Below are 12,866 nucleotides of genomic sequence, written 5' to 3'. Positions count from 1 at the left end.
ATTTTAAAAATAATACGATGAGAAAAAATATAGTTGCAGGTAATTGGAAAATGAATTGTGATTTATCCATGACGCAAACCTTAATAGGTGACCTGAAAAAAGGACTTAAGGCAGATTATAACTGTGAGTTGATGATAGCACCTTCTCATCCATGTCTATATCCAGCATTCAATAGTACATTAGATACACCTATAGAAGTAGTGGCTCAAAATGTATGTGAACAAGAAAAAGGAGCTTTTACAGGAGAAGTTTCTATTGATATGCTACAAAGTGTAGGTGTTAAAACTGTTATTGTTGGACATTCAGAGCGACGCGATATCTATGCAGAATCTGATGAGCTGCTCGCTGCAAAAACTCTTGCTGCAGTAGAGAAAGGTATGCGTGTTATTTTTTGTTGTGGAGAGCATCTAGAACAGCGTAAAGCTGGTAATCATGTAAGTACAGTAACGGCACAAATTGAAAAAGGTCTTTTTCAATTAAATGCTTCTCAAATGGAACAAATTGTAATAGCATATGAGCCAGTATGGGCAATAGGTACTGGAGAAACAGCTAGTCCAGAACAGGCGCAAGATATGCATGCAGATATTAGATCGTTTATTCAGGCAAAATATGGGGATATGACGGCTAGACATACAAGCATACTTTATGGTGGTAGTGTGAAACCTAGCAACGCTGCAGAGATTTTTGCAAAGCCAGATGTTGATGGCGGATTAGTAGGTGGAGCATCACTAGACGCAAAATCCTTCCTTGCTATTGCAGATGCATTTTAAAACATTACTGTTAACCGCGTTTGTTTTAATCCCATTTGGCGGAATTTGTCAAACTACTTTTGGATGGCAACTTGCGCATGCTGCAGATGAACTTACTAAAGTTGATGTGGTGTATAATGGCGCATATTTCTCAATAGATTATCCTGGCGGCGATGTGCCATCTGGTTATGGAGTTTGTACAGATGTTATCATAAGAGCATATAGAGCAGTAGACATTGATCTTCAAAAGGAAGTACATGAGGATATGAAAAAACACTTCAGTGCTTATCCACAAAACTGGGGTTTAACTCGTACAGATAGTAATATAGACCACAGGCGCGTGCCTAATTTGAGACGCTTTTTTGAACGACATAACAGCTCTATCGCAGTTACTTCATTAGAGTCAGATTATTTACCAGGAGATATAGTAAGTTGGGTACTATCTAATGGATTAACTCATATAGGCATCGTGAGTAGCAATAAAATTAAAGGGACTAATAGATATTATATAGTTCACAATATAGGAGCAGGACAGGTATATGAAGACTGTCTGTTTCAATTTAAAATAACAGGACATTACAGATATGAGCCATAGCGTCACAGATCAAATTTACATTGAATATCAATTTACAATAACACCGCTTCAACCGTGGAACGATGTTTTAATAGCTCAACTGGGTGAGGCAGGATTTGAAAGCTTTGTTGAAACAGAAACAGGTGTAACAGCTTATGTTTTGAAATCACTCGATAATGATTCTATACTAAATGATGTAGAGGTTTTGAGCAATGAGTTAGTTGATATCGCTTTCGCGAAAGCAGAAATAGAACCTACCAACTGGAATGCTGAGTGGGAAAAGAATTTTAACCCAATCACTGTAGACAACCGCTGCGAGGTAAGAGCGCCTTTTCATGAAGCGACTGGTGTAGAATACGATATCGTTATTGAACCAAAAATGAGTTTCGGTACAGGTCATCATCAGACCACTCATATGATGATCCAACATTTGTTAAATGAAGATTTAACTGGATTAAGAGTCTTAGATATGGGTAGTGGTACAGGAGTGCTAGGTATTCTTGCCCAAATGCGTGGTGCAATTGACGTCGATGCAATAGATATCGATACCTGGTGTTACGAAAATGCTATCGAAAATATTGAACGTAATAAAGCCGATAAAGTAAAAGTGATCCTAGGTGGTGCAGAACAGTTAGAAGGCAAAACGTATGACTTTATTATAGCAAACATTAATAGAAATATCTTACTTCAAGATATACCAGTATACGGTGAAAGTTTAAAACCTGGTGGAACCATACTTTTTTCTGGATTTTACACCGAAGACCTAGAATTAATTAAAGAGGCCTGTAATAAAGTAGGTATTCAATACGACTCACATATGGTTAGAGATAACTGGGTAGGGCTAAAAATGATTAAGAATTAAAATTTAAGATGCTTTTAAAATTTAGATTAATATCTTTTTTAACTTTGTAATATGATGATTATGAGTACAAAAGAAAAAGTGTCTCCAGAGTTAGACTTAGAGATACTAGAACAAGCAGAAAATAAGATCGTTCTTTACAATGATGAGGTAAACACCTTTGATCATGTTATAGATATGTTAGTAGCGGCATGTGACCATACTCCATTGCAAGCAGAGCAATGTTCTATGATCGTCCATTATAAAGGGAAATGCAGCGTTAAAACAGGTGCGTATAAAGATTTAGAACCACGCTGTACAAAACTGCTTGAGGCAGGATTAACGGCAGAGATTGAATAGAATAATCTCGATTTCATTTTAAAAACCTGTGAGAATCACAGGTTTTTTTATATCTCAAAATTAAATGAAAGTCTTGGTATTGTTAAATAATACTAAAACTATTTATTATTAATAGTAATACTATTATGTTTGTATGGTAATACAATCACTATGGACCGATTACTACAAAACCTGAAGGTGCAGATCAATGATAAAATCTTTGTCAAAGATCCTGAATCGTCTGAATTAGGCCAGCGTATCATTAGCAACAGTATAACTATGATTCATGAAATGGGCTTTGAACAATTTACCTTTAAAAAACTAGGTAAGTCAATAGGCTCTAATGAGAGCTCTATTTATAGATATTTTGAAAATAAACATAAGCTGTTGTTGTATCTAACTTCATGGTATTGGGGCTGGTTAGAGTATCAATTAGTGATTGAAACTTTAAAGATTACAGTGCCTATAGATCGCTTAAGTAGAGCAGTTGAGATTATTACACAACCTATAGAGCAAGATTCAAAGTTTGAACATATTGATGAGGTTGTTTTAAATAAAATCGTCATTGCAGAGTATTCTAAATCATACCTTACAAAAGAGGTCGATGAAGAAAATAAAAGCGGCTACTTTACTATTTATAAGAGATTAGTAGAAAGAGTAAAGGATATGATTTTAATGGTGAATTCAGATTACCCATATCCTTCTTCATTAAGTAGTACGATATTAGAAGGTGCTTTACATCAACATTTTTTAAAAGATCATTTTAAAAACTTAACAGATTGTAACGATCAAGTATCTCCTACAGACTATTTTAAACATTTAGTATTTCAAACTTTAAAATAAATCATGGCAAAAAGTAAGAATATTTTAACCGCATGGCAGCGCTTAGTAAGAATGCTTAAGTTGGATAAAAAAGATGTGCGTCAGATTTTTTATTATGCCATATTTGCTGGATTAGTTGGTTTATCCTTACCATTAGGTATACAAGCAATTATTAATTTAATACAAGGTGCACAAATCAGTACCTCGTGGATTATACTGGTTATTTTAGTAACCTTAGGAGTTGCTTTTGGTGGTGTATTACAATTAATGCAAATTAGAATTACAGAGAACATACAGCAAAAGATTTTTACACGTTCCTCTTTTGAATTTGCATATCGTTTTCCTAAAATAAAAATGAGTGAACTGCATGGTATATATCCGCCAGAACTAGCAAATCGTTTTTTTGATACACTTACGATACAAAAAAGCCTTTCTAAGATTTTAGTAGATTATCCTACAGCTTTATTGCAAATTATCTTTGGTTTAATATTACTCTCGTTTTACCATCCATTCTTTATAATTTATGGATTTCTACTAGTATTGCTGGTCTATATCCTGTTTAAATTTACAGCACAAAAGGGTCTCGATAGTAGCCTTATGGAGTCTCAAAGTAAATATAAAGTAGCACATTGGTTACAAGAGGTAGCTCGATCAATTGTAAGTTTTAAACTATCTGGTAAGACAACACTTGCAGTAGATAAAAACGATCAACTTACGTCTGAATATTTAAAGCATAGAGAAAAGCATTTTAATGTTTTAATCAGCCAGTTTACACAGATGATAGGTTTTAAAGTTCTAGTTACTGCAGGATTGCTGTTAATAGGTGGTATTCTAGTATTGAGTCAGGAAATGAACATAGGTCAGTTTGTAGCTGCTGAGTTGATAATCCTTATTATTATCGGTGCTGTTGAAAAATTAATCACAGGCCTAGAATCGGTTTATGACGTTTTAACCTCATTAGAGAAATTAGGTAACGTGGTGGATAAAGAATTAGAGCCTATGGATGGTGAAAAACCATTTAAAGATGACGATAATTTTTCTGTTGACTTAGAGCATGTTACCTATGAAGTAGAGGACAGAAGTTTGCCTATCATAAATGATGTTTCACTTAAAATTACCCAATCCTGTAATATCGCTTTAAGAGGTAGTAATGGTAGTGGTAAAGCAACTTTATTGAGACTCATAACCGGTATCATTGAACCTACACATGGTAATATATATGTCAATAATACAGATTTACGAGGTGTCAATTTAAATTATTATAGGTCTCACATAGGTCAATCATTAACTGAAGAGTCACCATTTGAAGGTACCTTAAGGGAGAACATCACCTTTGGTGATCCTGAAATTACAGATGATCAAGTATACTGGGCTTTAAGTAAAGTAGGTTTAAACAGCTTTTTGAAAAAATTACCTCTAGGTTTAAAGACAATGTTATTCCCAGAAGGAAAACAACTATCCTACACCGTATCTAAAAAAATCGTTTTGGCTCGCAGTATAGTGCGCAAGCCTAAGATGTTAATACTCAAAGATCCATTAGATCAATTTGATGATGCCGAGGCAGATAGAATTATGGAGTTCTTAACAGATAAAAGTAATGGATGGTCCTTAGTAGTAGTGAGTCAAAATCCAGCGTGGATTACTAAATGTAGTCGAGTAGTGACACTTGATCAAGGAAAATTAATAGAAGATAAATAAAGAACGATGCTCAATATTTCTCAAACAGAATTAGTTAAAAGGCTAGATCTTATTAATTATAAGTCGGGTCAGCGTGTTCTAGAACGTAGACACTATAAATATTTCAATAGATTTTTAACAGGCGCAGCAATTGCTTGTGTTGTTATACTATTCTTGCCATGGACTCAAAATGTTACTGGTAATGGTTACGTCACTACACTTACACCAGATCAACGACCACAGACTATTCAATCTCCCATTCCTGGTAGAATTGAACAATGGCTTGTTCGGGAAGGTGACTTTGTTGCAAAGGGTGATACGATCCTGCGCATCAGCGAGATCAAGAACGAGTATTTTGATCCTAATCTTGTAGAACGTACGGGACAGCAAATTGATGCCAAAACGATGAGCGTTTCATCTTATAGCGAGAAGGTAAAAGCTCTAAATAGTCAGATTGCTGCTCTTGCTCAAGAAAGACAATTAAAACTAGAGCAAGGTCGCAATAAGTTGATGCAATCACGACTAAAAGTGACTACAGATAGTATCGACTACATCGCAGCACAAACTAATTTAAAAATAGCCGAAACTCAATTGCAACGAGCCCAGACCTTAAACAATGAAGGTCTTAAGCCTATGACTGAGGTGGAAGAAAAACGATTAAAAACTCAAGAGACTCAAGCTAAATTAATATCTCAAGAAAATAAATTATTAACGAGCCGCAATGATATCATTAATGCGCAAATTGACCTTAATCGCATACAACAAGAGTATGCAGAAAAGATCGCCAAAGCACGTAGTGATCAATTTACAGCACAATCCAGCCAGTTTGATGCAGAGGCGCAAGTATCTAAATTAGAGACGGACCGTACAAACTATCAAATGCGTAATGATCTTTACTTCATTACCGCACCTCAAAATGGTTATATAAATAAGGCGATATTTGGTGGAATAGGAGAAACTTTTAAAGAAGGAGAACCATTAGTAAATGTGATGCCAGCAGACTATGACCTAGCTGTAGAGACCTTTGTAGAGCCACTAGATTTACCTTTAATTCATCTAGGTGAAGAAGTACGAGTTCAGTTTGATGGCTGGCCAGCTATTGTTTTTTCAGGTTGGCCTAATGTTTCCTATGGTACCTATGGCGCAAAAGTGGTTGCTGTTGAAACCTTTATCAGTGATAATGGAAAATATCGTGTTCTACTAGCACCAGATGAGAACGATCATCCATGGCCTACCGCATTGCGCGCTGGTTCGGGTGCATATACCATTGCATTGTTAGAAGATGTACCTATATGGTATGAACTATGGCGACGTTTAAACGGTTTCCCGCCTAATTATTATCAGCCTAAAACTACAAAAGATGCCGATAAGAAAAAGAAGTAAATACCTATTCATTTTAGGGACGTTTATAAGCTTTATGATCAATGCTACGGTGTTAGAGAGTCCGCTTTCGCGAAAGCGTATTCAACACACTATCCAACAATCAACTGTTGCTCTGGATTCTACTGAAATGAGTTTTAGAGAGTACATGGGATTTGTAAAAGCACATCATCCTATAGCAAAACAGGCGCAACTATTAATCGATGGTGGACAGGCTAATTTGCTGCGTTCTCGTGGTGGATTTGATCCAAAAATTGAGGTAGACTATGACCGTAAAGAGTTTAAAGGAACAGAGTATTATGATCAACTTAATGCAATGTTTAAAATACCTACCTGGTATGGTTTAGAGTTTAAAGCTGGTGTAGAACGCAATGAAGGTACTTTTTTAGACCCGTCAAATACAGTTCCAGAAAATGGGTTGTATAACGCTGGTGTGAGTGTTAATCTAGGACAAGGGTTTTTGATAAATGAACGTATGGCAACATTGCGTAAAGCCAAAATTTATAGTGAGCAAAGTGTAGTGGATCGCGACTTGTTAGTAAATGCGGTGTTATATGAAGCTGCACTAGCATATTTTAAGTGGTGGCAAATCCATGAAGAATATAAAGTTTATGATCAGTTTTATGAAAATGCTCAAATCAGATTTCAAGCAGTGAAAAGTAGTTTTGTAGCTGGTGATAAAGCAGCTATCGATACGGTAGAGGCTGGCATTGCGGCACAAAACAGAGCGCTTAATAGAGAGCAGGCACGCATACAGCTAGTTAAACAGCGCCTCGAACTTTCTAATTTTCTATGGCTTAATGAAGTGCCTGTAGAATTACAACCTAATATAGTGCCCCAAGAAGATTTAAATAACGAGATCGATGCAACGCTAGAGATTTATGGTTTTACTTTAAATGAGTTTACCATCGAGAATCATCCTAAGTTGCGCTCCATGAATTTTAAGATTGATCAATTAGATATCGATAGACGATTAAAGGCAAATAAACTACTGCCTAAGTTAACACTCGATTATAATTTTCTTTCACCAGAGTGGAATGAGTTTAATAGTTTTCAAACAGCAAATTATAAAGGTGGTATTACTTTTTCTATGCCTTTATTTTTAAGAAAGGAACGCGGAGATTTAAGGCTAGCAAAAATTAAAATTGCAGATGCACAATACGATCTAGCATCTTCACAACTAGAAATTAAGAATAAGGTGACAAGTATTTTTAATGAGTTAGATTCTTATAATGTTCAAGTAAATATGATTACTAATATTGTAGAGTCATCGCAAATTATGTTAACGGGAGAAGAACGTAAATTTGACTTAGGTGATAGTTCCTTATTCCTCATCAACAGTAGAGAGGTTAAATTAATCGATTCAAAACTTAAGGAAATTAATACCTATAAAAAACTTTTTATATCAAAAGCAAATTTATTTAAGAGTCTAGCAGTAATGCCAGAGAATTTATAAAAGTAGGAAACTTTTTCACGCAACCATCTGGTTATTAGTTCATCTATGGAATAAGTCAGTAGTCTAAAAAGGTCGTTCAATACCTGAAATGACCATGATTTCAACTAACTTATAACCATAAAACTACCGCCATGAAAAGAATTTTACTCTTAACAGTACTACTGTTGACTACCATTGCTACAGCACAAGTAACTGCTGGTCCAGTTCCAGATTATATTTTATGTGATGATGTTTCTAATGACGGAACAGAAGTTTTTGATTTAACATTTTGGGACGCTACAGCATTAGCAAACCAAAGTTCAACGACACATAGCGTAACTTATTTTTCTTCTCAATTTGATGCCGTTAATAATTTGAATCAACTGCCCATGGCAAATTATTCAAATGTTACTAATCCAGAGTTGATTTTTATACGTGTTGATGATAATACAACGGGTAATTTTAATATTACTACTAGTAATTTAGTCGTTGAGTCATTACCTGTAGTTAATAATTTACAGACTTTTACGTATTGTGGTTCTATTACTGCCACTGGTGAAGTTCAAGTAGACCTTTTTGATATAGAACCTTTTCTTTCAAACGGACAGAATAATTTACTTGTCACTTACTTTTTGAGTTATCAAGATGCAGATACTAATTCAAATCCGCTGTCGACTACTTTTATTAATCAAGCAAACATTCCCACAGATTTATTTATAAGAGTACAGACTACATTAAACTGTCATGTAGTCATTAATGTAGTAGCAACTCTAACAGACTGTAATCAGAATTCTCAAGTAATCGATTTAGAAGAGTGCGAAGATCAAAATAATTCAGCATGTTTTGATTTAAACGTGAATGATTTTCCAGCTCTCGGAACGCTTTCACCAAACCAGTATAGTGTCACTTATCATATTTCTCAAGCAGATGCTGATAACAACGTAAACCCATTAACTTCTCCTTATTGTACATCTACATCGCAACCTATCTTTGTTAGAGTTTATGATCTTACTACAGGAAGTGGAGATACTTCTCAATCTTTTAACTTAGTTATCAGTCCAGCACCACCAGTATTTAATTTAACTCCTATTACGGGCTGTGATGATGATGGTGATGGATTTATTGATTGGAATAGCGCTACTGTACTTGCAGAGATTGATGCGACCGCGACATCTAATGTGAATAGTGCATTTACAGAATACTATTTAACACAACAAGATGCTTTAAACCGCATAAATCCAGTAGGCTATGGTGCGCAGTTATCAACGGCAATTGCAGTTAGTCAAGTTTTTGTAAGAACAGACTTTTTTACTTCTGGTTGCGCTAGTGCTTCACCATTACAACTTATTATTGATCCTATTTGCTTCTCTATAGGTAATCCATCTCATTTATTACAATGTGCAGATCCTGGAGTTCAAGTTTGCTTTGACCTTACACAACACGCTGCTCAAATTATGGCAACTAATAATCCTGCAGATTTCAGTATTTCTTATCATAATACTAATGCAGACGCAAATGCCGATACCAGTGCGATATCAACTCCTAACAATCACTGTATTAATAATAATCAGATGATATACTTTAGGCTAGAAGAAAATGCGACTGGAGCTTATAGAGTAGGTAGCTTTGATCTGTTCATTAATACTTATACCTATGATAATACAACTTCGCTGATATTAGATGAATGCGACGTTGACCTTAATGGAAATGTAGATTTTGATCTTACTGTAGTGGCAACTCAACTTAATACCGGTAATGTATTGACTTACTACGAGGATATTGTAGATGCTCAAAATGAGACCCAATCAATTACTAACCCTTTGCTTTATAGTTTCCCAGTTAATAGTCCATTCAATACAATATTTGTAAGAGAAACCGTGGCTGGTGATTGTGATGTGATTTATTCCATACAGTTAAATGCTCAAGGAAATTGCAATAACTCTTATTTATGTGATAATGCACTTTCATTATGTGATCGTATCGGTCAACCATTCATTAATATTTTTGACGGTTCAACTGCCGAAGCCGGGAACTATTATCCGTTTTCTTCAGCTACAGGACCTCGCAATCCGTCATGGTTCTATATTCCCATCGCAACAAGTGGTGACTTAACTATTGAGGTGTGGCAAAACACACAACCTGACTTTTTAGGGCAAGACTTAGATGTCGATTATGCCTTATATGGTCCTTTTACAACCGCTACTGGTGGTTGTGCAAATGGAATTACACAGGCTAATTATGTTGATCATAGTTTTTCTGTAAACATGCCAGAAATCGGACAAATAAATAATGCACAAGCTGGTGAATACTATTTATTGTTGACTTCAAACTTCTCAAATACTCCAGGTTTCTTAAAAGTAGAAATAGGCACAAGTAGTACGGCTACCGTTAATTGTGATGGGATTAGAATGCAATCTATCCTAGATGTTAACTTAAATGGAGTAGTGGACGCAACAGATGTACCTTTTCCATTGGGGATTTTTGATTGGGAAAAGAACATGAATGGTAGTGTCATGCAAGTAGCAACACCAATAGCAGCATATAGTATCTATGATTCAGACCCAACAAATAGTTATGATTTAGGTTATACTGTTTTACCAGCTTATGCATCAAATTACTCCGTATCACCAGCAACATATACAGCACAAAGTATTCCTGCAGGGTCAGGAGTAACAACAAGAGATTTTCTAGTAACACCTCTTGCTGCTTATGAAGATGTAGTGGTTTACATTATACCGCAACAACAACCTCGACCAGGTTTCACTTATAAAGAAACCGTCGTTTATGCAAATCTAGGAACTACACCTGTGGCAATGGGACAATTACAATATACTTATGACACACAGCTTTCTATAGTTGCGGTAGATGATCCAGCGGCAGTCATTAACCCATTGACTGTGGACTTAAATTACACTAATCTATTACCATTTGAATACCGCACGATGGAAATAGAGATGCAAATTCCTGTAATACCTAATATTAACCTAGGAGATGTTTTAACAAATACCGCAAGTATAACACCTGTTGCAAATGACATCACGCCTAATAACAATTCTAGTATAAGTTCACAAATCGTCATAGGTAGTTATGACCCTAATGATAAAATGGAATCTCGTGGAGCGTTTATTAACCCAGCAGAATTTGGTCCTAATGACTATTTCTACTACACCATCAGGTTTGAAAATACTGGAACAGCCAGTGCGATTAACGTGCGCATTGAAGATACACTAGACGCACAACTGGACTGGAACTCTATTGAAATGATAGATGCAAGTCATGCATATGTTATGGAACGTATGGAAGATCAAGTAGTTTGGAGATTTGATAATATTTTATTGCCAGACGCTGCCACAGATCCAGTAGGCGCAAATGGTTATGTATACTTTAAAATAAAACCTATAACATCAATAGAAGGAACGGTAATACCTAATACAGCCGAAATTTATTTCGATTTCAATCCGCCTATTATTACTAATACGTTTACATCAACTTTCCAAACGCCATTAAGTATTGATACACCACAAACAGTAAACTTCAGTCTAGTACCTAATCCTACTTCTGGAAGCGTACAGGTAAACTTGCAAAATGGTATGTTAGAAAACGCACAGGTTGTTTTATATGATGTGAGAGGTAGAATTACGCTTTCGCGAAAGCTAACAAACAACCATCCTCAAATAGATCTTACTGAACTACCTGCAGGAATTTACATTGCTGAGTTGCGTAACGGAAATGAAACTTATACCACTAAAGTGGTGAAACAATAATTGAAAACGTAATTATATTAAATAAAAAAAGCCTCGATAATTATCGAGGCTTTTCTATCTATTATGGATAGGTTAATCTACTTCGTCAGAAATATTATTTTCTTCTTGATATATTTTTGTGCTCTCTGCAGTGAGTCTGTAGATTTCATCTAGTTCTTCTTTAGTTAAATCACGATAAGTACCTTTAGGAATATCTAGTTCTACATTCATAATGCGTATACGTTTCAATTTTGTTACACGATAATCTAGATACTCACACATACGACGTATCTGTCTGTTTAATCCTTGCGTTAATACAATTCTAAAGGTCTTACGTCCTATTTGCTCTACTTCACACTTTTTAGTTACCGTGTCTAGAATAGGTATTCCTGATGCCATTCTTCTAATAAATCGGTCATCAATACTATGGTCTACAGTAACAATGTATTCTTTACCATGATTATTACGAGAGCGTAATATTTTATTAACGATGTCACCGTCGTTAGTTAGAAAAATTAAGCCTTCGCTCATTTTATCTAATCGTCCTATGGGGAAAATACGAGTAGGATAATTAATGTACTCAATAATATTATCAGGTTCTACACGTGTGTCTGTCGTACATACAATCCCAGTAGGTTTGTGAAATGCGATGTAAACAGGCTTTTCTTTCTTTTTTGAAATAGGTTCACCATCTACAGCAACTTTATCATCAGGTTGAACTTTAGTTCCCATTTCAGGAACAGAACCATTGATGGTGACGCGCTGTTGCTCGATTAATCGATCTGCGGCACGACGTGAGCAAAAACCTTGTTCACTCAAGTATTTATTAATGCGTATTCCTTTGTTTTCAGACATGTGGCAAAGGTAGGATTTTGAGTTTATATTTTCTTCTTTGAAAGATGTTATTGACACTATAGTTCAACCTACCTTTGTGCTTTAATTTATTTCCATGACTCCACAAGAACAATTCTTAACGCAAACCCTTTTCAGCGACCTTAATTATGAGGTGAAAAAGGAATCTATTTATGTGTTTAATGCAGACCATTTTAAAGAACTTATCAAACGATGTGCAAGTAATGGAGTAGGAGCATATCGATTGCTAGTATGGAAAGATAATGAAGTGGTTAAAATAGCAACGCATGATGAGTACAACAAGAAAGCAACTGACGTAAGGTGGTTGAAGACTGCTTATTATAAATACTTTTATGAAGATAAAACGTATAATTTCAGTACAGAATTTAAGGTGTCTGATAAGCTTCTAGAGCGCACAGAAATGTTTGTTCCTAAAGTTGAAGACGAAGAGGAATAA

11 protein-coding genes are annotated in these 12,866 nt (G+C 35.4%); 10 read left to right on the top strand and 1 reads right to left on the bottom strand.

Going from position 1 to position 12,866, the window contains the following annotated elements; all coding sequences use genetic code 11:
• Positions 1 to 17 precede the first annotated feature (17 nt).
• The 9 genes from tpiA (at position 18) to ACJJVI_RS13700 (ending at position 11,578) form a co-directional block, all read left to right on the top strand.
• Positions 18 to 770 carry a triose-phosphate isomerase gene (gene tpiA, locus ACJJVI_RS13740; protein WP_042270275.1) on the top strand — a complete coding sequence of 251 codons (753 nt, stop codon included), beginning with the start codon at positions 18 to 20 and terminating at the stop codon, positions 768 to 770.
• Positions 760 to 1,344 (top strand): DUF1287 domain-containing protein, encoded by a 585-nt coding sequence (locus tag ACJJVI_RS13735; protein ID WP_405352412.1) that lies wholly within the window; start codon positions 760 to 762, stop codon positions 1,342 to 1,344. The genes tpiA and ACJJVI_RS13735 overlap by 11 nt, the downstream gene beginning before the upstream one ends.
• On the top strand, positions 1,334 to 2,185 hold the full coding sequence (gene prmA / locus ACJJVI_RS13730) for a 50S ribosomal protein L11 methyltransferase (RefSeq protein ID WP_405352410.1): 852 nt from the start codon (positions 1,334 to 1,336) through the stop codon (positions 2,183 to 2,185). The genes ACJJVI_RS13735 and prmA overlap by 11 nt, the downstream gene beginning before the upstream one ends.
• A gap of 60 nt (positions 2,186 to 2,245) precedes the next feature.
• A complete protein-coding gene (locus ACJJVI_RS13725) occupies positions 2,246 to 2,521 on the top strand; it encodes an ATP-dependent Clp protease adaptor ClpS (RefSeq protein ID WP_042246653.1) in 276 nt (91 codons plus the stop codon).
• A gap of 150 nt (positions 2,522 to 2,671) precedes the next feature.
• Positions 2,672 to 3,343: a TetR/AcrR family transcriptional regulator gene (locus ACJJVI_RS13720; RefSeq protein ID WP_405352409.1), complete on the top strand. Its 672-nt coding sequence runs from the start codon at positions 2,672 to 2,674 to the stop codon at positions 3,341 to 3,343.
• Positions 3,344 to 3,346: 3 nt separating this feature from the next.
• Positions 3,347 to 5,020 (top strand): peptidase domain-containing ABC transporter, encoded by a 1,674-nt coding sequence (locus ACJJVI_RS13715; RefSeq protein WP_042270279.1) that lies wholly within the window; start codon positions 3,347 to 3,349, stop codon positions 5,018 to 5,020.
• Between the two features lie 6 nt (positions 5,021 to 5,026).
• Positions 5,027 to 6,382, top strand: coding sequence for an HlyD family secretion protein (locus ACJJVI_RS13710; RefSeq protein ID WP_036581338.1), 1,356 nt, complete (start codon positions 5,027 to 5,029; stop codon positions 6,380 to 6,382).
• The gene (locus tag ACJJVI_RS13705; RefSeq protein WP_405352406.1) at positions 6,360 to 7,835 is read left to right on the top strand and encodes a TolC family protein; all 1,476 of its coding nucleotides are present in this window, start codon (positions 6,360 to 6,362) and stop codon (positions 7,833 to 7,835) included. The genes ACJJVI_RS13710 and ACJJVI_RS13705 overlap by 23 nt, the downstream gene beginning before the upstream one ends.
• A 131-nt stretch (positions 7,836 to 7,966) precedes the next feature.
• A complete protein-coding gene (locus ACJJVI_RS13700; RefSeq protein WP_405352404.1) occupies positions 7,967 to 11,578 on the top strand; it encodes a T9SS type A sorting domain-containing protein in 3,612 nt (1,203 codons plus the stop codon).
• A 72-nt stretch (positions 11,579 to 11,650) separates the two neighbouring features.
• Here ACJJVI_RS13700 and rluF read toward each other — a convergent pair whose 3' ends face one another.
• The gene (rluF, locus tag ACJJVI_RS13695; RefSeq protein WP_317291049.1) at positions 11,651 to 12,412 is read right to left on the bottom strand and encodes a 23S rRNA pseudouridine(2604) synthase RluF; all 762 of its coding nucleotides are present in this window, start codon (positions 12,410 to 12,412) and stop codon (positions 11,651 to 11,653) included.
• Between the two features lie 94 nt (positions 12,413 to 12,506).
• On the opposite strand from rluF, the gene ACJJVI_RS13690 reads away from it, so the two are divergent.
• Positions 12,507 to 12,866 carry a hypothetical protein gene (locus ACJJVI_RS13690; protein WP_042270282.1) on the top strand — a complete coding sequence of 120 codons (360 nt, stop codon included), beginning with the start codon at positions 12,507 to 12,509 and terminating at the stop codon, positions 12,864 to 12,866.

Origin of the sequence: Nonlabens sp. Asnod3-H03, assembly GCF_045063665.1 — a bacterium.
Taxonomy (GTDB): Bacteria; Bacteroidota; Bacteroidia; order Flavobacteriales; family Flavobacteriaceae; genus Nonlabens; species Nonlabens ulvanivorans.
Note: the sequence above shows the minus strand (reverse complement) of the source record. Positions and strands in the feature narration are given on the sequence as shown.